Annotated in this window: 19 protein-coding genes and 1 pseudogene; 8 read left to right on the forward strand and 12 right to left on the reverse strand. The window is 48.2% G+C overall.

Features of this window, described 5'->3' with window-relative positions:
• Positions 1 to 412 precede the first annotated feature (412 nt).
• The 6 genes from MUG06_RS21925 to galB all read right to left on the reverse strand — a co-directional run bounded on the left by MUG06_RS21925 (position 413) and on the right by galB (position 7,709).
• Entirely contained in the window at positions 413 to 1,645 is a 1,233-nt protein-coding gene (locus MUG06_RS21925; protein WP_243080039.1) for an MFS transporter, read from the reverse strand.
• A 462-nt stretch (positions 1,646 to 2,107) separates the two neighbouring features.
• Positions 2,108 to 3,853 carry a tannase/feruloyl esterase family alpha/beta hydrolase gene (locus MUG06_RS21930; protein ID WP_243080040.1) on the reverse strand — a complete coding sequence of 582 codons (1,746 nt, stop codon included), beginning with the start codon at positions 3,851 to 3,853 and terminating at the stop codon, positions 2,108 to 2,110.
• Between the two features lie 435 nt (positions 3,854 to 4,288).
• Positions 4,289 to 5,161, reverse strand: coding sequence for a DUF1932 domain-containing protein (locus MUG06_RS21935; protein WP_243080041.1), 873 nt, complete (start codon positions 5,159 to 5,161; stop codon positions 4,289 to 4,291).
• A gap of 9 nt (positions 5,162 to 5,170) precedes the next feature.
• Positions 5,171 to 6,253 carry a 4-oxalomesaconate tautomerase gene (locus MUG06_RS21940; protein ID WP_243080042.1) on the reverse strand — a complete coding sequence of 361 codons (1,083 nt, stop codon included), beginning with the start codon at positions 6,251 to 6,253 and terminating at the stop codon, positions 5,171 to 5,173.
• A 2-nt stretch (positions 6,254 to 6,255) separates the two neighbouring features.
• Complete coding sequence (locus MUG06_RS21945; protein ID WP_243080043.1) at positions 6,256 to 6,972, reverse strand: 4-carboxy-4-hydroxy-2-oxoadipate aldolase/oxaloacetate decarboxylase; 717 nt, start codon at positions 6,970 to 6,972, stop codon at positions 6,256 to 6,258.
• The gene (gene galB, locus MUG06_RS21950; RefSeq protein WP_243080044.1) at positions 6,969 to 7,709 is read right to left on the reverse strand and encodes a 4-oxalmesaconate hydratase; all 741 of its coding nucleotides are present in this window, start codon (positions 7,707 to 7,709) and stop codon (positions 6,969 to 6,971) included. Before galB ends, MUG06_RS21945 begins: the two co-directional genes overlap by 4 nt.
• 127 nt (positions 7,710 to 7,836) lie before the next feature.
• Between galB and MUG06_RS21955 the strand changes: the two genes are divergently transcribed.
• The 7 genes and pseudogenes from MUG06_RS21955 to MUG06_RS21985 all read left to right on the forward strand — a co-directional run bounded on the left by MUG06_RS21955 (position 7,837) and on the right by MUG06_RS21985 (position 17,744).
• Positions 7,837 to 9,063 (forward strand): LysR substrate-binding domain-containing protein, encoded by a 1,227-nt coding sequence (locus MUG06_RS21955; RefSeq protein WP_243080045.1) that lies wholly within the window; start codon positions 7,837 to 7,839, stop codon positions 9,061 to 9,063.
• Positions 9,064 to 9,303: 240 nt separating this feature from the next.
• Positions 9,304 to 10,683, forward strand: coding sequence for an aromatic acid/H+ symport family MFS transporter (locus tag MUG06_RS21960; protein ID WP_215845114.1), 1,380 nt, complete (start codon positions 9,304 to 9,306; stop codon positions 10,681 to 10,683).
• A 178-nt stretch (positions 10,684 to 10,861) separates the two neighbouring features.
• Positions 10,862 to 12,493, forward strand: a complete 1,632-nt coding sequence (pckA, locus tag MUG06_RS21965) for a phosphoenolpyruvate carboxykinase (ATP) (RefSeq protein WP_243080046.1) — start codon at positions 10,862 to 10,864, stop codon at positions 12,491 to 12,493.
• A gap of 1,066 nt (positions 12,494 to 13,559) precedes the next feature.
• A pseudogene (locus tag MUG06_RS21970) lies at positions 13,560 to 13,724 on the forward strand (transcriptional regulator); the annotation flags it as partial.
• Between the two features lie 560 nt (positions 13,725 to 14,284).
• Positions 14,285 to 15,745 carry a sugar porter family MFS transporter gene (locus MUG06_RS21975; RefSeq protein WP_215845120.1) on the forward strand — a complete coding sequence of 487 codons (1,461 nt, stop codon included), beginning with the start codon at positions 14,285 to 14,287 and terminating at the stop codon, positions 15,743 to 15,745.
• Between the two features lie 136 nt (positions 15,746 to 15,881).
• Entirely contained in the window at positions 15,882 to 16,703 is an 822-nt protein-coding gene (locus MUG06_RS21980) for a TIM barrel protein (protein WP_279234078.1), read from the forward strand.
• A 30-nt stretch (positions 16,704 to 16,733) separates the two neighbouring features.
• A complete protein-coding gene (locus MUG06_RS21985; RefSeq protein WP_243080047.1) occupies positions 16,734 to 17,744 on the forward strand; it encodes a Gfo/Idh/MocA family oxidoreductase in 1,011 nt (336 codons plus the stop codon).
• Between the two features lie 202 nt (positions 17,745 to 17,946).
• Here MUG06_RS21985 and MUG06_RS21990 read toward each other — a convergent pair whose 3' ends face one another.
• From MUG06_RS21990 to MUG06_RS22000, 3 genes are read right to left on the reverse strand one after another with little or no spacing between them, the layout of a single operon-like run.
• On the reverse strand, positions 17,947 to 19,257 hold the full coding sequence (locus tag MUG06_RS21990) for a c-type cytochrome (RefSeq protein WP_243080048.1): 1,311 nt from the start codon (positions 19,255 to 19,257) through the stop codon (positions 17,947 to 17,949).
• A 1-nt stretch (position 19,258) separates the two neighbouring features.
• A complete protein-coding gene (locus MUG06_RS21995; RefSeq protein ID WP_243080049.1) occupies positions 19,259 to 21,031 on the reverse strand; it encodes a GMC family oxidoreductase in 1,773 nt (590 codons plus the stop codon).
• A gap of 38 nt (positions 21,032 to 21,069) precedes the next feature.
• Positions 21,070 to 21,789: a gluconate 2-dehydrogenase subunit 3 family protein gene (locus MUG06_RS22000; protein WP_243080050.1), complete on the reverse strand. Its 720-nt coding sequence runs from the start codon at positions 21,787 to 21,789 to the stop codon at positions 21,070 to 21,072.
• Between the two features lie 400 nt (positions 21,790 to 22,189).
• Here MUG06_RS22000 and MUG06_RS22005 point away from each other — a divergent pair, with 400 nt between their 5' ends.
• Complete coding sequence (locus tag MUG06_RS22005; RefSeq protein ID WP_243080051.1) at positions 22,190 to 23,209, forward strand: LacI family DNA-binding transcriptional regulator; 1,020 nt, start codon at positions 22,190 to 22,192, stop codon at positions 23,207 to 23,209.
• A 324-nt stretch (positions 23,210 to 23,533) separates the two neighbouring features.
• Here MUG06_RS22005 and MUG06_RS22010 read toward each other — a convergent pair whose 3' ends face one another.
• From MUG06_RS22010 to MUG06_RS22020, 3 genes are all read right to left on the reverse strand, one after another.
• A complete protein-coding gene (locus MUG06_RS22010; RefSeq protein ID WP_243080052.1) occupies positions 23,534 to 24,514 on the reverse strand; it encodes a ParB/RepB/Spo0J family partition protein in 981 nt (326 codons plus the stop codon).
• A complete protein-coding gene (locus MUG06_RS22015) occupies positions 24,511 to 25,719 on the reverse strand; it encodes an AAA family ATPase (protein WP_243080053.1) in 1,209 nt (402 codons plus the stop codon). The genes MUG06_RS22010 and MUG06_RS22015 overlap by 4 nt, the downstream gene beginning before the upstream one ends.
• A gap of 231 nt (positions 25,720 to 25,950) precedes the next feature.
• Positions 25,951 to 26,127: a hypothetical protein gene (locus MUG06_RS22020; RefSeq protein WP_243080054.1), complete on the reverse strand. Its 177-nt coding sequence runs from the start codon at positions 26,125 to 26,127 to the stop codon at positions 25,951 to 25,953.
• Between the last annotated feature and the right edge of the window lie 196 nt (positions 26,128 to 26,323).

Consider the following 26,323-nt stretch of genomic DNA (forward strand, 5'->3'; position numbering starts at 1 on the left):
GGACCTCCTTTCTTGTGTAGGCGTACCAATGTTCTCTGTTTAATTAAGAGGTAAGTTATCCGCCTTTCACCCAACAAGAGAGTTGGTTTTACCTTTGCAGGTATGAGTTTCTTTTATAATGTGACAGCGGTAACACGACAGGCTGGGTAAAGAAGCGGCAACCCCACGTTTATATACGCAAACAGGTTGCATGATCACAGGGATCAGTCGAAAGGAATTTTACATAACCGAAACAGATTAACGTGCAATAGCCGCTGCGGTTCCCCTGCTGGTCACGCGACTGATGGTTGCGTCTCAACATCACCGACCGCCCCTGTCAGTTTACAGGTGTAGTGCGCTGTATAAGCCGCATCCGTTTCACCATTCACTGCGCTAAAAATGTTTTGCTGACGAGAATTAAAAAGAATTCGCTTTAATTAACTTCAGCGAGATTAACGCCCGTTGCATTTGGCAGGCACAGAGCGGCAATGATCCCTATACAATAAGAAGCAATCGCCAGACTTCCCATTGCATATCCTAAATGAACCTGACTCGAGACAATACCTACCAGGGCAGGCATTAGCGAACCGAAGCCGCGTCCAAAACTGGCGCAAAATCCTGCCCCACTACCGCGAATGTGTGTAGGATATAATTCAGAAAAGGCGGGGGTTAAACCTGAAGCCAAACCACCCTGTAATGCCCCAAGAAAAAAACCCAATCCAAGCGTCATATTCAGACTGACGTTAGCGAACATATAAATACTGACAACAATCATTTGACACAACAGAAACAGAATAATGGTTTTCCATCGGCCAAACTTATCGCTTAAACGGCCATAGAGAAAGGGACCTATCAGCGAACCCAAAATATTTATCGCTAAATAGCCTGACATTGATACTACCGGCAATCCCAGTTCCATACGCAGATAGGTTGGCAACCAGGTAATCATTATATAAGCACCACCAAATATTCCGCTGGCCAATAAAGTTGCGGTCACGGTAATACGCCGGTGCTTTGCCTGAAAGATCTCCGTTATCTTTTTAGGTTGTTTATTTTGCGGCGTATTTGAAAAAACGGGTGACTCCGGCACTAAGCGACGAATAAACCACACCAGAACAGCCGGAACAATGCCGATAAGGAAAAATAATTTCCAGGCAATTTCCTGCGGGAAAAAATTCAGTAACACCGGCAGTACGGCCAATGAAATGGCATAACCGAGTGCGTATCCGCTCTGAATTGATGCTCCAACACGACCACGATAACTCGCCCGGATCACTTCGCTGATTAAGACACCACCAACGACAACTTCGCCGCCGTAGCCAAGGCCCTGTAAAAAACGTACGATCAGAAACTGCCAGAACTCGCCACACAGTGCAGTCAGTGCTGTAAAGCAGGCCACCCATAAAACCGTTAACTGCATGACGCGAATACGCCCCCAGCGATCGGCCAGCATGCCAGCGCTCCAGCCCCCCAAAGCACTACCTATTAAGGATGCCGATCCTAATATTCCAGCTTCGGATTTAGTCAGTATTGCCAGACTTAATAATATTGGCATGACTAGCGAATAAATAGTGCTATCCATCGAGTCGAGAGTAAACCCGCCCAGACAGGCCCACCAGGTTTTCTTTTCATTTCTGGTGAGTTCACCGTACCATCCTGTTTTCATTTTCCACCCGCCGTTGGCTACAAAAATAAATAGCTCGCCACCTTTTCAGGTAAGGCTCATTATTATCGTTTAACGACATACAGAAGTAGGTTAAAATAAGGATTGATAACAGCACCTTTATAGTTTTTTGTGATCGCTGCCGCGGTAAAATTATAATATCAAAAACAACACTCAATCCATTATTAAAGCGCAAGAAAAAAGCTAATCACTAATATTTATCCATCCATGAGTTTTATTTATAAAAAAATCAACACACCTATTTACTCGCTATAGATACGCTCTTATTTTATCCTTATAAATATTAATTAAAAGTAGTTATTTTTTACAACCAACATGCTTATAAAGGCGTCAATTCAATAAATCAGAAACATCCTGAATTAATAGATACCATCAAACGTCTAACGCGCTAAAATAAAAAACGCCGCAATCGCGACGCTTTTTATATTTACATTTTAACTGATTTTAATGACTAAATTGATAAGGCTGATAAAAATGCGATCCTGCCCAATCGTAATGCTTGTTGATTACAGGTAACGTTTTCGGCACATAGGACGCCGCCTGCATTACATTATCTTTGCCGTTCCACACCGCATATTGCGGGTAAGGATAAACAGGACGCGATGCTGCGTTAGACGGGATGGTTTCCAGTTTCATATCTGGACGTTCCATCACTGGAGGTTTTCCTCCCTGCATCGGGCTGGCTTTCAAAGGCAGCTTTCCATCCGCGCCGACAGGCTGACCAAAGCTGTTTTTCTGCTGCGGTGAGGCCTGCCAGGCAGTGACAGCGTCAGGTGCCTGGCCCTTTTCCACCCAGTTCATCACGGGCGTCAGGAAATCGACCAGACTCGGGCCTTCTCCATTCGAACAATGGTAAACACCGGGCAGCAAATACAGACGTTCAAAGGCCTGGCGCTGTGATGCGCCTATCTCTTTGCCCAGCGCATTGTGGTATGCAATTGAATTGAGAGGAGAAATATGCGGATCGGCCCAGCCGTGCCAGATGATCAGCTTGCCGCCTGCCTTAGCGAACGCGCGCAAATCAGGATTGGTGGCATCATAGAGGCTGTGCAACTTACTGAGCTCATCGAAAGTTTTCTGATCAAATTTCAGCTCATTAAGTGTAAAAGACGGTGCCGGGTTAGTGACAAAATTAACGTAACGCAGCGAAGAGAGCGAAATCATTGAGCTCATCACTGGCTGGCTCTTTTCTTCAGGAATAAACACGCCCTGCCAGGCAAGTTCAGAGCCATACTGCGGCCCGCCGACAATCAATTTACGACCGGTTTTTGCATCGCGTGGCCCGTCGTAGAGTTTCTTCAGCGCGGTAAGTTGTACGTTGCTCAAGCATTTACCGTCCTGCTGACCCGCTTTACAGCGAAGCACATCCAGGTTGGGATGACAGGCTTCCGGCGCGGCAATCAGGCCATCTTTCTGTCCGTCGAGCGCATCACACTGATTCAGCACAGCCTGATGTATCAACGGCAGGTCTTTTGACGTCAGTAGTGCGTTGCCGTCTTTGTCCCGGTTGCTGACTACCTGCCAGGCATGATACATCGCGTTCTGCACCTGGAAATTCATGGCTGCCGCACCCGCAATGATGCCGTTGAAATCATGCGGGAAACGCTGCGCTTCCATCAGCGCTTCGCGCCCACCGTCGGAGCAGCCGTTGAAGTAAGCAAATGCTGCCGGTTTTTGATAGAACGCGGCGATGAGTTTTTTAGCGGCCAGCGCAGTCAAATGTTGTCCCCGCCATGCAAAATCGCTGCGTTTCTGGCTGTCATTTCCCCAGTCCGCTTCCTCTTCACGATGCCCCATATTTGTCGCCGCCACAGCAAAGCCGTTACTGTTGAGCGGTGCGCATCCTGCCGCTGCGCCGGGCTGCAGCGTAATGGAGCCACATAAGCCGCCACAGCCTACCTGCATATATCGTTGATTCCAGCTGTCTGCGGGTAATAAAAGACGAAAACTAATTTCCGGAGCCAGCGTCCCTTCTACTTTGCACCACTGAGCATTGTTCAGTTTGATAACCGAGGTGCTGTTAACCTGACTGCCTTTACCACCGATCTCTGTCAGGTCAGTAGATTTCAGGCTGTCACAGCTGACCGCGGGTTTCATCATTGCCAGATTGGCTGCATGTGCTTCCGGCAATATTAAAAAAACGGCCAGCAGTGACAGCAACTGCAGACCGTAAAAAAGCTTGTTCTTCATAAGGTTCCCTGAGGTAATACCGTGTGTGGCAAGTATAAATTTATTGCATATTTTCACTGCGAAATCTTTTCGTGGAGAAAGTCAGCATTTAGATAAGCAGCGTAAGGAAATATGTTTTACCTGGTTCAACGGTGAAGTAGTAGGCGCAGGCCGTATGGTGCGAATGATTGATTGCTGGCCGAGCTGGCGGCGGAAATAGCACCCCGTTACCGTGTTAATCACGCTACGCAAAGGTGCTAACTAAAGCCGGCACCTTTTTTACCGCCAGCTCTGCCACATTCTCAGCAAAAGCTCGGTTGTTATGGCCTTTAGCGCATGAGCAGACAGAAGAAGAGTTAATGAATAAAGCGGCTTTTATTCATCTTCTCTGCAATGAAAATCTGAGGCCGGGTTTTAAGCAACGACTCAGTAGCTTGTAGGCGCTCTCATGATCAATTACCTCAAACGATCTAACGCTTCCTGCCAGACGAATGGCGTAAAATCACTGTAGCGTACGCACTGCTCCGCCATTCTTGCCGGCAATCCGGCCTGCACCTGCTGTGTCGCCTGACTCATTACCCCCGCCACGCCGACATCCTGCAAGGTTTTCACCACTTCGCCCATCTCTTCCGCGCGCCTGACGCCATGTTCCGCAACCCGGCTGATAAGATAATGCGGCAATTGATCGTTCCATCCCAGCGACGGGAAACTGGCATGCAGAGAGGCTAAAACGGCTTCTTCTACACCATACTGCCGCGCCGCACTGAGACATTCGGTGGTTAAGGCTTCCAGACCTTTAATCATTACGCTGCGACACATCTTGATCGCCGACACGTCACCAATATGCTCACTGGCAGCGCGCGCGTTGCAACCCAGCGCACTTAACGTGTCCGCAGCGAGAGACGCTGCAAACCCGCCAATCAGCAGCGGTGTAGCAAGCCGCTTTGGCGGCACCGGTGCCATGACCGCAACATCCAGATACGCTCCTGCCCCTGTTGCTATTACCTCAGCGGCAGCACGCTTGGTTTCCGGTGCAACGGAATTAAAGTCCAGAAAAATCTGGCCGGCACGCAGCAGCGGCGCTGCCTGTTTTGCGACGTCCAGCGCGCTGGATGCTGTTACCAGGGAAAACACTAAATCTGCGCCGTCCAGCGCCTCATTCAGTGAACCTGCTGGTTGAACGGCGATTTGCCCCGCCAGCCCGCGCAAATGCTCAGCGTGCTGGCTGAGAAACTTTTTGTCCCAGACACGCACGTTTGCAATACCCGCTAAATCCTGAGCATAAACCTGTCCGGCTTCACCAAAACCGATAATCGCAATACCTGTCATGTGTACTCCTCAGTTGCCTGACCAGAGTGTTCCCGGAATGGCTACTCGACCCTCAAATAGCAGGCGTGCCGTGCGAATCAGTCCGCTATTAATAACGTTGCCCGCCGCATCACGTGTCAGTATTACGCTGAACTCGCCAGTGGGATGTTCAACAGCCAGTCTCTGTTCATGGGCAGTGCTGACCTCAGCAAGCCCTTCCGTAACAGAGCCGGGGATCAGACAGGCGGTTGCCACGCTCACCGCGCCTAATACGCCAATGGATGCATGACAGCGGTGCGGAATAAAGGTGCGTGTAGTCAGGGCACCGCCTTGTTCCGGAGCGGCAATCAGCGTCATTTTTGGCACCGTACGCTGTGCCACATCGCCAAGGTTCATTCGTGGGCCAGCCTGTAGGCGGATCGACTCCAGCCGCGCTTTCAGCTCGTCGTCATTGTCCAACTGTTCGCGCGTTTCCAGCCCGCTTCGTTGCAGATCGGCTGCGCGTAACAACACCACAGGCATGCCATTATCAATACAGGTCACATCAATTCCGTCAAAGCTGTCGCGTGCATTCCCCGTCGGCAGCAACGCACCACAGCTGGAGCCAGCAATATCCTGAAAATTCAGTATCTGCTCAGCTGCGTAACCCGGCACACCGTCAATCTGCGCATCGCCTTCATATTCCACAGCCCCCTCAGGCGTGGCGATACATGCTTCTGCGATTTGCCCGGTGTTCACCATAAAAATGCGCACCCGTGTGACCTCTCCCTGCGCCGCCACCAGCCCTTTTTCAATTGCGAACGGCCCGACCGCAGCGAGAATGTTGCCGCAGTTTTGCCCGTAATCTACTACGGCTTTATTCACGTTAACCTGCGCGAACAGGTAATCAACATCCGCGTCGGGACGCGTTGAGGCTGAAACAATCGCAACTTTGCTGGTCAGCGGATCGGCGCCGCCGATACCATCAATCTGGCGCGTGTCGGGTGAACCCATGACGGCCAGTAACACGCGATCGCGCGTGGCGTTATCTGCGGGCAGATCTGATGCCAGAAAGCAGGCCGCTTTAGAGGTGCCGCCACGCATCAGGACGCAAGGGAGTAAGGTCTGTTTCATCGTCAGCCCTTCTTCAGTTCATCAAGGGAATCCACATAGCGCAGCCCTTTCTCAGCTAACGCTGGCCGCATCTGATAAATATCCAGACCCAACTCACCGGCGGCGAGTCGCTGACGTTTGCCTTCTTCCGCATCAACGCGTTTTTGTGCCGCAGCACTAACTGCCTCAGCCTGCTCACGCGGCACAATGACCACGCCATCATCATCGGCCACCACGATGTCGCCCGGACTGACCAGTTGCCCGGCACAGACGACCGGCACATTTACCGAGCCTAATGTCTCTTTCACCGTACCCTGCGCATAAACAGCTCGCGACCAGACGGGAAAATTCATGTCACGCAGCGTCTGGCTGTCACGGATACCGATATCGCCAACCAGAGCGACCACGCCACGCGCCTGCAATGACGTTGCCAGCAAATCGCCAAAAAAACCGTCGTGGCAATCTGAGGTCGGCGCTACCAGTAATATGTCGCCCGGCTGACACTGTTCTACTGCAACGTGGAACATCCAGTTATCGCCAGGTGAGACCAGCACGGTCACGGCGCTACCCGCGACAGTGCGGTTTTGCTGAACCGGGCGCACACGAACATCAAGCAGGCCACTTCGTCCCTGCGCTTCATGCGTGGTCGCCACGCCATAGCGTGCAAATTGTGTGACCAGCTCGGACTCGGCGCGCTCAATATTTCTCACGACTACGCCTTTTTTATTCACCAGACTCATGACAAATCCTCCGTTACGCGCGGAAACAGGCTCTGATAGCCCTCGCCGTGGCTAATCACTTTAGATGAGGTGATCCCTACGTTACGCTTAGCCTGTACACCACGTTGTAATGCCACGCGCGTATAGTATTCCCAGAGGTGCTCCTGCCCCGCCATGCACTGGATGGCGGCATATTTTTTATCCCAGACCGACGTAATATCCAGGAGAACATCGGGTTTCCAGTTGCACTGCTCCGGCTGGTGTGGTTCAAAGCAGTAAACCGGAGGTGCACCGATAATGGTTTCACCCGGACGATAACCTTCGGCCTGCGCAATGATGCGGGCTTCCTGAGTCAGGTTAGCGGCCAGCGGATGATCGTAGTTATAGGGGTCATTCACTGAATGAGTCAGAACAAAGTGCGGTTGGACTTTACGGAACACGTCTGCAAGGCGGAACAGCGTTTCTTTATCTGTACGTAGTGGATAATCGCCAAGATCAAAGAATTCAATGCTTGCCCCGAGAATTTTGGCCGCAGCTTCGGCTTCTTCTTGTCGACTCTGCTTCACGATTGCTTCAGTCATATTGCCTTTGCGCCACAACTTTGCTGATTCGCCGCGCTCACCATAGGAAAGGCATACCACATGCACGTCGTAACCCTGAGAGGCATGCAACGCAATCGCGCCACCTGCACGCCAGACGAAATCAGCGGAGTGGGCACTGACGACTAAAGCACTCTTTTTTGCGATCTTTTCCATCATGTCATCCTGCATTTTGCTGTTTTTTTCATCCTGACATGCGGTCTGACGTGCGGGTAATGCCTTTCATTGCGTCAGTTATGACTTTTATTTATGTTGTGATTCAGACCTCAAACTCTCGGCGATAAAAATGAAAAAGGCTAATGAAGAAAATCAGTTAAAAATCATGCAAATACGCTCTTTTTGTATGATCGCTGAACGTGGAACTGTATCCGAGGCTGCGAACAAATTATTTCGTACCCAGTCGGCAATCACCCGATCAATTCGTGACCTTGAACACACTTTAAACACGCCGTTATTCGAGCGTCACGCAAGCGGCATGATGCTGACGGAAATGGGAAAATGTGTTCTGCCGAGAGCCAAGCGCGCTATACAGGAATTGCACCTGATCCCCTCGGTACTCAGCAAATTGAAACAGCGTGACAACGGTCGTGAAGAGGCTGAGCCGATCTGGCTATTCAATCTGAGACGGCTACAAATTTTTCTTGAACTGTTCAAGCTCCATCACACTCAGAGCGTGGCAACATCAATCGGTATCAGCCAGCCGGCTGTCAGCGCAGCATTGAAAGTACTGGAAAAAGGAGCAGGATTAACGCTGTTTCAGCGCACGCCCAAAGGCATGATGCCTACGCCCGCCGGACGAGAAATCGCCCCGTTTATCAGTCGCGCATTGAACGAGATGCGGCATATACCTGAAGATCTCGCTGCTCAGCAAGGGATCCTTACCGGCACAGTACATGTCGGCGCGCTGCCGCTTTGCCGCAGCAGCGTGTTGCCTCTGGCCATTACCCGACTAGTGACGCGCTATCCCGGTATCAAAATAGTGACCAATGAAAGCGCCTTTAGCGCGCTGATCACTGAATTACGCGCTGGCGATATTGATTTTATTCTTGGCGCACTGCGTCAGCACGACGCGGTGCCGGATATTCAAAATCAGCTTTTATTCGATGAAGAACTTATTTTACTGGCACGGCCGCAGCATCCGCTGGCTGGCCGACCGTTAACCCCAGATAATCTGAAGCTGACACAGTGGATCCTGCCGCGCGATAACTCACCCGCACGACATTTACTGGACCGTGCCTTTAAAACGTTAGGCATGTCTGCCCCACAACCGGTAGTGGAAAGCGGAGATTTGGCGATAGTGCGCGGGCTACTTCTTGATTCCGATATGGTGGCAGCCGTTTCTTCGCATCAGCTTGAGTATGAATTACGCGCTAAAATCCTTACCCCTCTGGCGCTTAATCTGCCTGACACACGCCGTGAAATTGGTCTGACTTTTCGTCGCGGGGCGTTGCATTCTCCTGCGGCAAAAGCGCTCTTAGACTGCATCGATGAGACGCTGACTCGCACAACCTAAACGAAACTCATACATCCACTAAACGTATCAGGCACAAGGCTTCACTATTTATGCCCATTTGCGCCATTTTAATGACCTAACAACAGTGTTAAACGCATCACAATATAAAGCTAACTCATATCTCTAAAAGCCTTTTTTGACAGACATGGCTGTTTACCCCGCTTAACGTGTTATTCGATTGTTGCCTTTCTCTCACCACAACGATAGCTGCCGTAGGTAGCACAGAAGAGAGCGTACCCGATGACAGCGAATAACCTGGTTAATGTAAAAGAGTGGATTGATGTACGTCCCATCTCGTCCTTTCAGTGGCGCGTACTGGTGCTGTGCCTGATTATCATTATGTTTGACGGCTATGACGCTGCCGTAATGGGCTTTATTGCCCCGGCGCTGATTGAACACTGGGGTATCAGTCGCTCAGCAATGGGGCCGATTCTCGGTGCGGCAATGTTTGGCGTGGCACTGGGTGCACTGATTGCCGGGCCAATGTCCGATCGCTATGGCCGGAAGCGGGTCATTTTACTGTCGGTGCTGATCTTCTCCGCTTTCAGCCTGGCCTGTGCGTATGCCGCTTCGCCCACACAAATGGCCCTGTTGCGCTTTATTGCCGGATTAGGATTAGGCGCAGTGATGCCGAATTGCGTGACTCTATTGTCGGAGTACATGCCCGAGCGTCGTAAAGGGATCATGATCACGTTGATGTTCAGCGGTTTTAATATTGGTTCGGGGCTGGGCGGATTTATCGCCGCCGGGTTACTGGCTCATTATCACTGGCCTGCCGTGCTGATTTTCGGTGGCGTGCTGCCGCTGATCATGCTGCCGGTTATTGCTTGGCTGTTACCGGAATCGGCGCTGAATCTGGTGGTACGCAAGGCTCCGCGTGCGCAAATTGCCGCGCTGCTGAACCGTATGGGCGGACATTTCACTGATGAGAGTGCCTTTATCCTTAACTCTCCCAGTATTAAGCGCAACAGCACCATTGCAGAGTTGTTTCGTCACGGCTTTGCGCGCGGCACCATCATTCTCTGGTTGACCTATTTTATGGGGCTGTTCGTTATTTATCTGCTGAATGGCTGGTTGCCAACCATCATGCGTTCCGGCGGTATTTCACTGGAGCAAGCCGCCATTATTGCCGGTTTGTTCCAGCTAGGTGGCCCGGTGGGAGGCATCATTGTTGGTGCGCTGATGGATAAACTGCGCGCGAAATGGGTTATTGGCGTGGTGTATTTAATCGGCTGTGTCTGTCTCATTACGCAAGGTCTTTTTGGACTGAGTGGCGTGGCGCTGGGTGTGATTATTTTTATCACCGGCATGTGCATTAACGGCGCGCAAAATGGGCTTCAGGTTTACTCGCCTGCATACTACCCAACCGAGATCCGTGCGACGGGCGTAAGCTGGATGCACGGGATAGGTCGTATTGGCGCTATCCTCAGCTCATCACTGGGTGGTCTGTTGATGGGGGCTTTCCCGGGCCAGTCAGCCATCTTTTTTATTCTTGCCCTGCCCGCGCTGCTTGCCGCGATCAGCATCGTTTTTCATCGCAATATTCAACTATCCATGAAGGTAAAAGGCGCAGGACTTGGTGAAATTCCGGCCCTGTCGCAAACGTTGAATAACCGATAAGTGAAGCCGCTCTTATGGCGCAGCTTATTCGTGGAATTAGGGTTTCTCATACTCTGGTCATCGGATTTCTCGTTAATCGAGCCAGTAGCAAGAAGATCGGCAAAGAATTGATAGGACGTGATTCTTCTGTTTAAAAAAATCTTAGTAAGACGTCATCTGTATATGGAACAGAAATTATATGAATATTCAGCAGGCTGTTGAAAAAACACTTTTGTCAGTTGGGATAAATGAAACAGCAGAAGTGATTTATAACCCTGATTATGATCTTCTTATAGAGCATGAGACTTCAGCAGAACTGGAGGGCTACGAGCGCGGAGTGATGACCACTTCCGGTGCAGTTGCTGTGGACACTGGCGAATTCACCGGACGCTCGCCTAAAGATAAATATATCGTCCTGGATGATACAACGCGCGATAGCCTGTGGTGGGCTAACTCTGGAACGGGACGTAATGACAATAAACCGCTGTCACCTGAAGTCTGGGCAGAACTCAAATCGCTCGTCGCCTCTCAACTTTCAGGCAAAAAACTGTATGTGATTGATGCGTGGTGCGGAGCGAGTGCTGCTACGCGACTGGCTGTGCGCTTTGTTACCGAAGTTGCCTGGCAGGCCCATTTCGTAAAAAATATGTTTATTACTCCTGATGCCGAAGAAATTGAGCAGTTTACCCCCGATTTCATGGTAATAAACGGTTCCAAATGTACCAATGCAAACTGGCAGGCTCAGGGCCTCAACTCCGAAAACTTTGTCGCTTTTAACCTGTCAGAGAAGATCCAGTTGATTGGCGGCACCTGGTACGGCGGAGAAATGAAAAAAGGCCTTTTCTCCGTTATGAATTACCTTCTTCCCCAACGTGGCATTGCATCAATGCACTGTTCTGCCAACCGAGGTGCCAATGGCGATGTGGCCCTTTTCTTTGGTCTGTCAGGAACGGGGAAAACGACGTTATCTACCGATCCCGAACGTCAGCTTATCGGTGATGATGAGCATGGTTGGGATGATGACGGAATCTTCAATTTCGAAGGTGGCTGCTATGCAAAAACGATTAATTTAAGCGAGCAAGCTGAGCCTGAAATTTATAAAGCCATTCGTCACGAAGCATTACTGGAAAATGTTGTTGTAAGAGAAGACGGCAGCGTGGACTACGCTGATGGTCGTAAAACGGAAAATACGCGCGTTTCCTATCCACTTTCGCACATTGACAATATTGTCCGTCCGGTTTCACGCGCAGGCCACCCGGCGCACATCATATTTTTGACGGCCGATGCGTTCGGCGTATTACCCCCGGTATCGCGTCTGAACCGCGAGCAAATGCAGTACCATTTCCTTTCCGGCTTTACCTCAAAATTGGCGGGTACAGAAAGAGGTATTACGCATCCTACTCCAACGTTCTCAGCCTGTTATGGCGCCGCCTTTCTGCTGCTTCATCCGACACAATATGCCAGCGTGCTTGAAGCCAGAATGGCTGACACCAGCGCACAAGCCTGGCTGGTTAACACGGGCTGGAACAGCAAAGGCGAGCGTTTATCTCTCACCAACACTCGCAACATTATCAGCGCCATCCTTAACGGTTCTGTCAGCAATACTCTTTATAAAGAACTTCCTGTCTTTAATCTTTCTGTACCAGACAACATACCGGGCGTTGATAATAACCTGCTCGATCCGCGAAATAACTGGGACTCGGAAAAGGAATGGCTGGAAGCAGCCAACAAGCTGGCGCAGCTTTTTGTTGATAACTTTAAGCAATACAGTGACACAGAAGCAGGCAAACAGCTGGCTCTTGCAGGACCAGATTTACGTGAAGAAAGTTAAAAGCCTACTATGTGGCATTCAGCCATAAAGAGTGGCAGGTGGAAACGCTCGCTGGCGCAGCAGATTTGCCAGTTTAGACATCATCGATAATGCAAATAAAGATGGTTTTAGAGGTTCGATTAAATCACTGGCCTGATGCGAACAGCGATTTCTGTCCATTGCTCCTGCCGACAAAATACACGAGTAACACATGCTCTATTTCCGGTTACAAGCGTGTTCCCTGTTTTATGGCATGCGTGTGATGTTGGTACATACAATGCTTCAGTAAAACGCTTGCATCAACGTCGGCTTTTTACCCCCTTATTTTATATAGGGGGGTCATCAACAAATGAACGCAGCTTGCCTTCTGATAATGAACCTGAAATAAGTTACCAATGCTGCCGCACCCGCCAACGCAGATATTCTGTTCATTCCGTTACGCTCGCTTTGCCTACTGCCATGAGCACACAGAGTCATCGGGTCGCTTGATGTCGCGTAACTCATCTCAGTCCTGCTTATTTTGCAGGGATATTTTCCGCTTCGCGCTGTCGATGCAGCTTCTCCAGCCACTGCGCAGTCTGTATGTAGTCGCGGGGAGTCTTAAGAACATCATTGCCATGCATTTTTTTTTGCAAGAATAACCCGGCATGAACTTACAGTTTCCAGACCCGTTTTTCTGTTGCACTAACGCCCGTCAAAATGGGAAGTGTCGCTGCCTGACTGCATCGATTTCAGCATCAGTAACTTATTGTAAAACAATAGTATGGTGATGCAGGTTTCGCCTGGCATTGAGAGCCTCCGAAGATACGCTGTTGTCTTGCGCCAATGAAATGGTTAAATACTGTGCGACGCTGATCGTATATCTGATTTCAGCATTAACTTGGTGGAAAGCCGCACGTGGTGCCGTTATTGCAACACCACAGCCAATGGTTGTATCAAGCGCACGCGCACTAAACAGATCGCTGATCTCAAATTGCGTACTGAAGTACAACGCATAATTCAATGATTAGCTGCAGTGGAGCAGCCTCTGTTCAGGAGGCCGGGATCCAGCGAGATTGCGTTGCTCCTGCGTCATACTGAATTTTTGATGGCTCAGCAAAGTATCGCGCTAACACTGGATCAAAATACCCGGCAACATGCTCCACTGGCACTAGAGCTCATGCTGCGTCATCAGGAAGGAGGCGAAAAACCGGATACCTACGCGGAGGGCAAAGTAGATTTTGTGATTTATACCTCCGAGAACAGTGCTTAACGTAAATTTAAAGAATGATAGTTGTTATCGCGTTATGAATGCGCAGATTTACATATTATTGCCAATTATAAGATCTCAATGAGCATTACTTTCTTTCGGCAACGCAGTAGAATTAACCGAACCTTATAAAATTAAGACACTATATTTAACACTCTTGCATTCACATAAAATTGGTATCAAATATCTTTGTCGGAAGATCGTTAAATCAAGACAATCAAGCGTGTATAGATGATTTTTTAGAGGACTTTTTAAATTAATCAAAAATGCATGATCGCATCACTCTTTATCTGAATATTTTAAGTAGCTTCTATCTGGCTCATTAAAACCTGATACCTCTTAAAAACTCGGCAAACCTATATCAATAATAAGTGAAAGGTAACAATTCACGGACAACACTTGTGATTGATGTGAACCCATCAAAATAAAGTATATGAAATGCTTGAGCTCACAAAATGAAAGTAAAATTTCATATAATATTTAACTCGGAATATAAATACCGGTAGGGTGAGCGCTACTTAACATTCTTAAATGTTTCTTAGCCGTTTTTACCAGGAGGTTTCATGGATAAAGAACTCTACATCTCGTCGAATCCTGCATCTGGCCCTAACAGCGCTACCCGTACTGAGCCGTTTGTTAAGATCATCGCTATCGTCGCCACGTTGGGCGGACTGCTATTTGGTTACGATACCGGTGTTGTTTCCGGCGCTCTACTTTTCATGCGTGGTGATTTAGAACTCACCCCCTTCACAACTGGCCTGGTTACGAGCTCCCTGTTATTTGGAGCCGCGTTTGGCGCGCTGGCTGCGGGTCATTTTTCCGACAGCGTAGGAAGAAGACGCATCATCATCATTCTTGCGATTATTTTTGCGGTGGGTGCAGTCGGTTCAGCCTTTGCGCCAGACGTGCAATGGATGATTGCCTCAAGACTATTTTTAGGCTTCGCTGTGGGTGGTGCTGCCGCCACCGTGCCTGTCTACATCGCTGAAATTGCCCCGGCAAATAAACGCGGCCAGCTTGTTACCCTTCAGGAGTTGATGATCGTTTCAGGGCAGTTGCTCGCCTACATCTCAAACGCAACATTCAATGATATATGGGGTGGGGAAAATACCTGGCGTTGGATGCTCGCCCTTTCTACCGTACCGGCCGTTCTGTTATGGCTCGGCATGATTTTTATGCCCGAGAGTCCACGCTGGCACGTAATGAAAGGGAACTCAAATGAAGCACGCAAGGTACTTGAAAAAACGCGTGCTGCTGAAGATGTTGAGTGGGAACTGGAAGAAATAGAAGAGACTATCGAGGAAAACCGACAACAGGGTAAAGGTCGTCTTCGTGATTTAGCCACGCCATGGTTGATGAAGATATTCTTTCTCGGCGTCGGTATTGCCGCCATACAGCAGCTTACTGGTGTGAACACCATTATGTATTACGCTCCAACCATGCTTACCGCGGCTGGGCTGAGTAATGATGCCGCTCTGTTTGCTACGATCTCCAATGGTGTCATATCGGTTGTTATGACGCTGGTGGGTATCTGGCTAATTGGAAAGGTTGGGCGGCGTCCCCTCGTGCTGATTGGTCAGATTGGCTGTACCTGTAGCCTGTTCTTCATCGGTGCCATTTGCTTCTTTATGCCTGAATATCATCTTGGCGAGGTTAACTTACTTCGTGCTTATCTGGTGCTCACTGGCATGCTAATTTTTCTCTGCTTCCAGCAGGGTGCGCTTTCACCCGTTACCTGGTTACTTCTTTCAGAGATATTCCCAGCCAGAATGCGTGGAATATGCATGGGAGGCGCAGTGTTCTCACTCTGGATCGCCAACTTTGCTATTTCGATGGCGTTTCCTTTGCTGCTAGCCGCATTCGGCCTTGCCGGCGCGTTTTTAATTTTCGCTGTTATTGGGATTGCAGGTAGCGTTTTCGTCATACGATTTATTCCAGAAACAAAAGGAAGAAGTCTTGAGCAAGTGGAGCATTATTTCTATGAGCTTTATAACCATAAAAAGCCTGCTCTGAATAAAATATAACCCTGCGTTAAGCATATATTTTTTAATTAGCCTCAAGCCTGCGAAATGCTGATAAAAAAACACACCTTAGCGTTTTAAATTATTGATAAATACAAAATCAGCCATCTATTGATGAATTATCATTCAGGAATACCTTATGTCTATCAATATCACTAATGACCGTTTCTGCATTAACCGAAAAATAGCACCGTCCGTCAGTATTGAACGTTTTTTCGAGCTGGTGAAAGAGCTTGGTTTGAATAAAGTTGAACTTCGCAACGATATGAACGGCGGAAGCGTGACTGACGGTAAAGGTGGCGATGCGGTAAGGAACATGGCCGACAAAACTGCAATAAAAATCATCACGATCAACGCAGTGTATCCCTTTAATCAGTTGAATGATGACGTTCTGAGTCGGACTCGTCAGTTATTGAGTGATGCACGTGACGTGGGTGCCGAATCCCTGGTGCTGTGCCCGCTTAATGACGGTACCCAGATCTCAGATGACGAAACGATTTCCGCATTGAAAACGCTCGCGCCTTTGTTTGCGGAATATGGCATTCAGGGATTGGTTGAGCCGCTGGGCTTTCCTCAAAGCTCTTTACGATCTGCCACTGTTGCCCAGTCCCTGATTAAACAAGCCGGTGTACCCTTTAAACTCGTTTTAGATACCTTCCATCATCATCTCTTCGAAGATGCTGAGAATGACTTCGAGCAGGATATTGATATTACCCAAATTGGCCTGGTGCATCTGTCTGGCGTGACTGACACGCGTGCGACTCACCTCCTGACTGATGAAGAACGCATCATGCTTAGTGAAGGCGATCTTCTTAAATCCAAAGAGCAGGTAAACAGGCTTGAGCAGATGGGCTATCGCGGTATTTACGCATTTGAACCGTTCTCATCTGTTATGGACTCATGGACTGAAGAAGATATTGCTCGTGAAATTAAGAACAGCATTCTTTTCTTGAATCAATAAATTGATATAGCAACGACAGGAAATAAACTTATGACGATTAATATTGGTGTTATCGGAACCGGCGCAATTGGACGTGAACATATCCGTCGTTGCAGTCAGGTTCTTCAAAACTCGCGCGTAGTGGCATTAAACGATATAAACCGCAGCAACTGCGAACAGGTGATTAATGAATTAGGGCTTGATGCGCAAATTTACGACAACGCGCATGATCTCATTAACGATACTGCTGTCCAGGCTATCTTGGTGACATCCTGGGGGCCCACCCATGAAGAGTTTGTGCTGGCCTGTATCAAAGCAGGTAAGCCAGTATTCTGTGAAAAGCCACTTGCTGTTACGGCACAGGGTTGTCTGAACATCGTTGAAGCTGAAATTAATGCAGGTAAAAAGTTGGTACAGGTGGGCTTCATGCGCCCCTATGACAGCGGATACCGTGCCCTGAAAGAGGTAATCACCCGTGGAGATATTGGTGAGCCATTAATGCTGCATTGTGCGCATCGTAATCCCAGCGTTGGTGACGCTTACACCACGGACATGGCCATTACTGATACCTTAATCCATGAGCTTGACGTCCTGCGTTGGCTACTGAATGACGATTACGTCAGTGCGCAGGTTATTTTCCCGCGTAAAACACGCAATGCTTCATCACACTTACGCGATCCACAAATCGTGCTGCTTGAAACAACCCGGGGAACCCGCATAGATGTCGAAATCTTTGTGAACTGCGATTATGGCTATGATATCCAGTGTGAAGTTGTTGGCGAATTAGGTATCGCACGTCTGCCAGAACCCGTCTCCGTTCAAACGCGTAGCGCAGCAAAATTGTCTACAGCCATTCTCACTGACTGGAAAAAACGCTTTATTGATGCCTACGATGTAGAGTTGCAGGACTTCATTGATAACGTGGCTTCAGGTGAAATGACCGGACCCTCGGCATGGGATGGTTATGCCGCAGCTGTTGCTGCAGATGCCTGTGTCGCAGCCCAGAACTCAGGTGAAATTCTGCCTGTTAAGATGCCGCCGAAACCTGCTTTTTATGCCTGATTAGAGTATGACTCCGCTTTACGGCGTGGCCGCGGTTATCGTGGTCTCGCCATATCATTTTTAATGCTCATTGGAACAGGGTCCGCACTTAAATTTGCGTATTAAAAAAGGGTTCATGAACAGAATGAACCCTTTAAAATCCTCAGCCTATCAAACCAGTCAGGCTTTATCCGTCGTCCTGATCTGAGGACATCATGTCATCTTAATGCGCTGCCATCTGCGGTTTTAACTTCAGTAACTTCCGGCTTTCGGTAACATCTTCTACCGGGACAGCCGTTGCCGCATTACCCCAACTGTTTCTCAGATAGGTTGCGACAGCTGCAACCTGCTCATCTGATAATTTCCAGTCAAAGGCTGGCATAGCACCGCTGGTAGGATTGCCGACAGTCACCGCGCCACGCCCACCCTGTAGAATCGTTGTGATAATGGAAGATGCATCTTCAGCCATCAACCCTGAGTTACCTGCCAGGCTCGCTGCAAGGTTTGGAATGCCTTTACCATCACTATTATGGCAGGCAGTACAGTTAGCTGAATAAACGTTTTCACCCATTTTCATTTGGGCATTACTGACTGATAACGCCGCTGGCGCTTTATTCTTTGAAGCTGGAACAGCTTTCAAATAGACAGCAATCGCACGCAGGTCTTCATCTGTCAGGTGTTGGGTGGAATTTGTTACCGCTTCAGCCATAGGACCAGAGGCTACCGCAACGTGGTTACTGCCAAGCTTCAGGTAATCGATGATTTGATCCTGGCTCCAGCGGCCAATGCCTGTATACGTGTTAGGGGTGATGTCGGGAGCATGCCACTCGGCCAGGTTACTTCCTTGTAGATAGTCGCTGGTATCACCACCAATGATATTTTTGGCTGTATGGCATGCAGCACAGTGCTCCAGACCTTCAACTAAATAGGCGCCTCGGTTCCAGATCTGGGACTTTGCAGTATCAATTTGAAAACCCTGATTTTTGAAGAACAGCAGGTTCCACCCCATCATTGCCAGACGGATGTTATAAGGAAAACTCAGGTTAGTCTCTGGCACTTTATAATTCACTGGCTTGACTGACCGCATGTACATCCAGAGATCGTGCATATCTTTATCACTGATTTTTACATACGCATTATAAGGCATGGCTGGATAGAGGTTTTCCCCTTCCTTACCTTTGCCATGACGAACGGCACGGTAGAAATCGCGTTCGGTCCACTTGCCAATGCCGGTCTCTGCATCAGGGGTGATGTTGCTGGCATAGATACCGCCAAAGGGTGTACTGATTGAGTAACCACCGGAAAATGGCTGCTTGCTTTCGGGCGCGGTGTGGCAGGCGATACAATCTCCCGCAACAGCCACATAGCGACCACGCGCCACTGACTCGCCATCAGAGGCGGATGGAGGCTGGCTGGTTAAAACGTCAGTGCTGGCAACATTATCTGATGACGTATCACCATTTTCCCACAATAGAGCAGCAGCAACGGTGGCAGCTACAACAGCAACCCCAGCGACAATCGTTGTCTTTTTCATATCACACCTTTACCAACGGGCCGGGATTCTTCATGTACTGTTCGATAATGGCTTTCGCCGTCCACAGGCTCAGTGCGCCAATCGTGCCCGTCGGGTTATATCCGGCATTGTTTGGAAAAGAAGAGGCACCCAGAACAAACAGGTTGTGCATATCCCAGCTTTGCTGATAGCGGTTGAGTACGCTGGTTTCAGGATCAACGCCCATTACTGCACCGCCGATAGTGTGGTCACTTGCGAAGTTATACGGTGAGTAATGGCCTGACGCGGAATTGGTACCAATAACAATTTTTGCGCCCATCGCTTTACCAATTTCGACACTCTTCTCTTCGATAAACTTTGCGGAAAGACGATCATTATCGTTGTAGTCAAAAGTGACGCGCAGCAGCGGATTGCCGTTATCATCTTTGTATTCTGGGTCGAGATCGAGGTAGTAATCCTCATGAGAGAAACTGGTGCCCTGTCCAAAGATGAACGTGCCATTCTGGAACGCGTGGGTATAAGCCTTTTTCCACTCTTTACCCCAACGCGGCGTACCCGGAGGAAGAACATCAGCATTGCCTATGGGCCTGGCACCACGTGCAACAACCAAAATGCCGGCACCACCAATGAAGTCCATCCCGGTGTGATCGAAATTATCGCCGTTCCAGTCATCAACTTGCTGTGAAAGTGCCCCAGCACCGATGTACTGATTTAAGTTTTCATCTTCGAAGAATAAGCTGGCACCAGATACCGTCTGGAAGCTGTACGCTCGCCCTACTACACCCGTTTTGCTTACAGGGTCGTAAGGTTTACCAATTTTAGAAAGAAGCAACAGGCGGACGTTCTGCATCTGGAAGGCAGAAAGGATGACGATGTCAGCGGGTTGATCCCACTCTTTTTTATTTTTATCAAGATAAGTCACGCCAGTAGCAGTCTTGCCGTCAGCAGATTTATTAACACGCACTACAGCGGAATCAGTCAGTACGGTGAAGTTTTCACGCTGCATTAAAGCCGGAATAACACAGGCATTAGGGCTGGATTTTGAGAAGTTACCGCAGCCATAGTAGAGGCAATAACCGCAATAGGTACAAGGTCCCATCCTGACACCCAACGGGTTCACATAAGCGCGTGAAGCCTGGCCTGCAGGAACCATAAAGGGATTCAGGCCCAGAGATTTTGACGCGTCACGAAAAATATCGGTTAAGCGCATGCCTTCAAGCGGCGGCAAAGGATATTCAGTGCTACGGTTGCCCTCAAATGGGTTGCCGTCTGGAACAATTTCACCGTTGAGTTTTCCCGCTTTACCTGAAACGCCTGCGATACGTTCAAAGCGATCATAGAATGGTTCAAGCTCGTCATAGGTCACTCCCCAGTCCTGAAGAATGATGCCTTTAGCAATCTGCTTTTTACCGTAGCGCTTTACAGTTTGGCTGTAGGGCTCAAAGTCGAAAGGCGTAAAGCGCCATGCCATGCCCGCCCAGTGTGTTCCAGAACCGCCAACGTTATATCCCAGCTCATTCAGGTTCCAGTCACGGGAAGGCAGTGCGGTTTGCGTTGTGTTATTGCGAAACGTTGTGGTTTCAACTGCGGGTGGCAGTAGCATGCTGCGGCGGGTATCCCAGCGCAGTTCGTCAGTATCAATCGAAGGGGGAAAATCAGTTGCGGTTTCAAACCATGGGCCGCGCTCAATAGCGACGACATTTAAACCAGCACGTGTTAACTCTTCGGCGATTAAAGAGCCACACCATCCCAGGCCGACGATGGCAACGTCAGCTTTTGGTCGAATATTTTTCATTTTAAAACTCGTACTTGCGCAACAATAGCGTCGGTGAATTAAAGGGTGTTATCAATCAGGCTGGTTGGGATGATTTTGAGCTTTTGCCCTTTCTTAGCGAGCAAGTCGCGGAAGTCATAACGCGCGCCGGGAAAACCAATCATTTTCCAGCTAGCCATATCTTTATTTCCGCCATAAATAGGATCGGACAGGAACCCTTCGCGGACGTTTTGAAGCAGTAATTCGAAAAATACCTTGGTCTCAACTTCCTCACCCAAATTGATATGATTCGTTTCCATTGCTGTTAAAACGTTGTCCTGTTGATCACCCGATAAATCAACAAAGGCTTTGCCGTATTGTTTTTGGGTAGCCTGATCCAATGCGGCAATGCCAAGTCGGTAGCGCTGAGCAGGCGTCAGCGCAGACTGCGGCCCCTGCTCTGGTGTGCCTTTCACAAACTTCCCTAGACGGTACACGGCTACGGCATTGCCATAATCGCCTGCAAGTTGTCTATCAATGAAGATCGCACAGCCCGCATCCTTACCACTGATACTCATTTCATCAGCAGGAATAAAGCGCTCAGAAATAGCACCAACGGTTGCAAATTCATGGGGTGTTAAATATTGCAATCCTCCTTGTCTTGGAGGTGGAGGCGGGGTATTTACTTGACCTGGCTGCCAGGGCTGGCCGCCATTAATCACATCAGCTTTAGCAACTGTAGGTATAGAAGAGGCCACTCCCAGCGCCGTCATGGAAGTGAGAAATTCTCTGCGTTTCATATTATCCCTGCTATTGAATTGGCCACATCAAAATGGACTAATTAAAAGAACAAACACAAATTGCCAAAATTGATTAGGGAACCGCTGAAAGCGGAACATTTCCATGAGGTATTTTTAATTCTAAACTTCCGACTTATATATTTTTATTGTTTACATTTTCGAAAGTTTTCTTAAAGAAAATTTAACAGCGGCGCAATGCTAAGGACTTCCCCTTAAGTTTCAAAGGAGTTTCTTGATGGTTTTCCATCATGAGTAATATATGAACGCTCTGAAAAAATACTCGGTGTCTTGGCGGCATCTATTCACTTATTTGAGTGTTTGTGCTTAGGATAATAATAAGCTTTGCTCTGTACATTTAAAAATCAATTCCTGATTCCTTTTGCACCGTTGTGGAGAAAAAATGAAAAAAGTGACCCTGGAAATGCTGGCTGAAAAAGCGGGTGTTGGAATCGCCACGGTTGACAGGGTGTTAAATGAGCGCGGCGGAGTAAAACCTGAAACTGTTCGTAAAGTGTTAATAGCGGCTCGTGCTGCCGGCCTTCAGCGCTTATTACCTGAAGAAAACAGTCATCCCTGGCAAATTGAAGTGTTTTTGAGCAGCCTTGAATCCTTTTTCTTTCGCCAGTTAGCAAAAGAATTTGCTTTGGTCGCGAATAACCTTGGCTATCGTAAAATAACACTTCATCGTACCTTAGTCCCAGAATCTGAGCCCGATAAGCTTGCCAAAAAAATCAAACAAAGCAGTCACATCCGTGATGGAATAATCGTTTTTGGACATAACTATCCGATAATTTACGAAGCGCTCACATACTGCATGGAAAAAGGTGTGCCGGTGATTACACTCGCGACCGATCTACCCAATGCCAACAGGCTTTGCCATGTAGGTATCAATCAATACCAGGCCGGTCGAACTGCGGGATTATTGATGAGTAAGAGCCGCACCACGCCAGGTACCATAATCATGGTCAGCGGGCGTGTTGATTTTCATGCTCATATTCAGCGTGTTGCAGGCTTTCGAGATATGATTGAACAACGCGCTCCACATCTGGCACTTCATGAGGTGCTTGCTGGGCAGGATGAGCCTGACAAAATTCGATCACTTTTAAATACGGTTTTGAAACGGAACGATAATATTATTGGCTTATATAATACTGGTACGGGAAATAGTGATATAAGCAAAATACTACGCCATTATCACTTAGATAAATCATGCCTTTATATTACCCATGAACTTTCATCAGTAACGCGTCAATTATTAGAAAGTGATCAACTTGACTATACGCTTGATCAAAATGCTCATCATCATGCTACCTCAGCCATACATATTATGCTCAGGCATCTTGAACAAGGTTATAAACCTGATACCTATTCAGATGGCAATGTTGATTTGAGGATTGTTACGAGTGAAAACATGTCCTGATACCGTTTCTTGGTAAAGCCGTGTTAATTCTATGAACGCCAATGAGTCAATCTCATATCAAACATGCGTTGATAAAGGTTGTTTTTATTGGCTTTCAATTAACATTAATCTGTTGCCGTCAGGTTCAATGCTTTTGAAATCCGAGGGAATTTCAGACTGAAATATGAACACTTTAATCTTCAAAAACATACTGTTAGATGAAAAAATCATTGGGAAATGCTTTCAGCGGATATGACTTTGCCACATGGTATAGAAAAAGGACCACTTCAACTGCAAGCGCAGCTTTGTGGCCCATCGTGTATGAGATTTAAAAGATTAAAGCTTTTATTTCTCCTGTAACTGCATTTTCTCAATCACTTTTTTAACAGCCACATCAAGCTCAGCCTGAAAAGCAGCCGGTAAGCGTGAGAACTCGTAGGTGACTAATCGCTTTTCAACATCAACTTTCTTACGGGCAAATTGCTTTTTATCAGCAAATTCTCCCATCTTCTCAGTGACAATCTTTTTATCTACTTTCGTGGCTTTCCTGCCAGCACTTGCCACGCGAAAATAGCCGATAATTTTGGTTTTATTTGTTGGATCGTCGAAATCGAGTGCGATCCCGTTTTCAATTCGGTTACGTACGCTGTCAACCAACTCCCCTATTTCAATATTTTGAACGCTAGCTTTGTCTGCAATATCGAGTAATGCCTGATAATCGGTAATGGAAAGCTCACTTACTGAGGGAAACACGGCAATCATTTCATCAGGCACCGCTGCAGCCTGAAAAGCGCGGGTTATTTTTGCAGCGGAAAGTCCTTCGACTTTGGCAATATCCGACTGATTCATACCTTCCGGATACATCAGTTGAAGGCGCTTTCCCAGCTCTCGCAGCGTGTGTTCTTTAGCTGTCTGGATATCTTTCGCTAACTGGCGCGCATCGGCTAAATCAAGATCATCTTTGGTTACCAGCACTTCAAAAGGAGTACCATTATAGAGACACGCTGCGCGACGGCGAGAACCGTCCAGTACCTCAATACGACCATTAATCTCCCGGCCAATTGCAGGAAAAAACTGTTGCAGCTTAATGGTACGGGCAATGTCACTAACGGATTCAGGCGTAAGTAACGACTGGTCCCGACCGTTAACTGAGGCATCTACATAGGTCTGGGCTTCAATATCATCATGCAATATTTTTGTGAGAACGAAGCGTGCTTCGGCACCTGATTTCAGTACGAATACCCGAGCGCCTTCCGTCTCACTCAGCATTTTCGAGAAATTTGAATTGCCCAGCGTACGGCCCATCTTTTTCATTACTTTTGTCATTTGATACCCCTTACGAACTCAATTCTCTTGAACACCGCTTGTGTAAACCGTTCAGCTTCACGTTTTGCATTTTTCAGTGCCTCCGCGCTCCCTGGGTAGGATTGCGGATCGGCGCTGACGATGGTGTCAAAAGTCTCTCCACAGCGCTCAAAGCCGTCTAAGCGGGGTAGTGTGGCGTCCAGAATATAAGAAGTGAAAACATCCCGAGCCAGGCCATGCGTCATTTCATGGTCGCGCTTGGAGGTCATCTTCGACATAAAGCCGATGTTGCCCTTAATCCGAGGATTAATGCCCTCCTCTTCCAGCTGCTCAAGCATCTCTGGCAAGCGAGTAAGATATTTAAGAGTGGAGTGGAAATCGACCTGAGCTGGTGGCGTCGGCGTTAAAAGCAGATCGCTGGCGGCAATAGCGTTTAGCATAAAGGCGTCGAGATGCGGCCCGGTATCGATAAAGATAAAATCATAATCTTTACCGACCCGATCAATGATATTACGTCGCAGAACCTCTGAGGGCAGCACGCCAGGAAGATGCTCATGAACAAGGTCGTTCCATTGGCTGGCCACAAATCCATCATCAATGGAGGCGGGAATGATATCGACACCCGGAATGATAGTGGGCTGGATAATATCTTTATGAAGTTGTTCAGCATCCAGGTCATTAAGCATGGCCTGCGCTGCGGTCTCCATGATTGAACCGATGCTGTTGGTATGATTCAAAAACATCGTGCTGGATGCCTGTGGATCCAGGTCAATCACAAGGTTACGTAGGTCATACTGTAACAAATCTGGATGAACGCGAAGCCCGTGGGCAAGGGTTACCGTACTCACGGTTTTCGATACCCCGCCTTTCAGGTTAACTACGAAAATCACAAACGGGCCTTCCCCTTCATGCAGGTCACGATATTTCGGCACCTTACGATGCGCATAAATATCGACCACATCCTGAACGGTCAGCGCGTAATGCTTGGCATTGCCCGCATCCTTTTTTCCGAACAAATGCCCCTTCTCTTCCATCTCTTCAATCGCCTGCTCAACGGCTCGACGACTGAGCTTAGGCATATTTGCAACAGAGTTACGGGTGAAAGTCTGATAGTACCGATCAAGGCCAAATTCCTGGCGTTTATCGATAATGTCGTCGCTCATGCTGCGCAGCATGGCATTTGCCCTGCGAGCCGTCTCGTCTACGCCACCGTAATTGCTTTTCATCCCGCTACTCCATTGGCAAATTTTCCGTCAGTGTACACACAGTATTGTTATGTGCAATAAATTTCGATATTCAGGAAAAAGTTGTACATAGCAATAAGTTTTGTCATCGCCCGCTTAGGGTTTAGCCTGGCTTATCACCTGTACCGGGCTCCTAAGATTGATCTTTGTTGAGTTGCCGAGTAAGCATGGCCACGGAAAAGGGTTAAAGATTATCGGTCATATGCTAGAGGTTCAGGCTAAGCATCTCTTTTTTACCGTGGTCGTCTGTTCTTGATTAGATTTTAATGCCTCAATGATGTGTTCCTGTTGAATATTTTTTATATAAATCATTAACTTAATACTATTTTTATAAAAATCATTTGGTCTACTCCCTGGTAAGTAAGTTTTGCGTAATACATAGGTTTCCATTCGTATGCTCCGCTCAGGCTGGAAAAGCGCAGAGCGCCAACCCTCTAACTTCTGATGCCAACAACGAACGTTGACGATTGGCCCAAACGTTATCAGTCGTATGCTAATTACGGTGTAATAGCCCTGCCCTACCAATGAAAAACACTGCTTAGGTAAGAAACTCTCTGGTCATAATCTGCTGCTGTAACAAAGGACT

This window comes from Pantoea sp. MQR6, assembly GCF_022761075.1.
GTDB classification, from domain to species: Bacteria; Pseudomonadota; Gammaproteobacteria; order Enterobacterales; family Enterobacteriaceae; genus Pantoea; species Pantoea phytostimulans.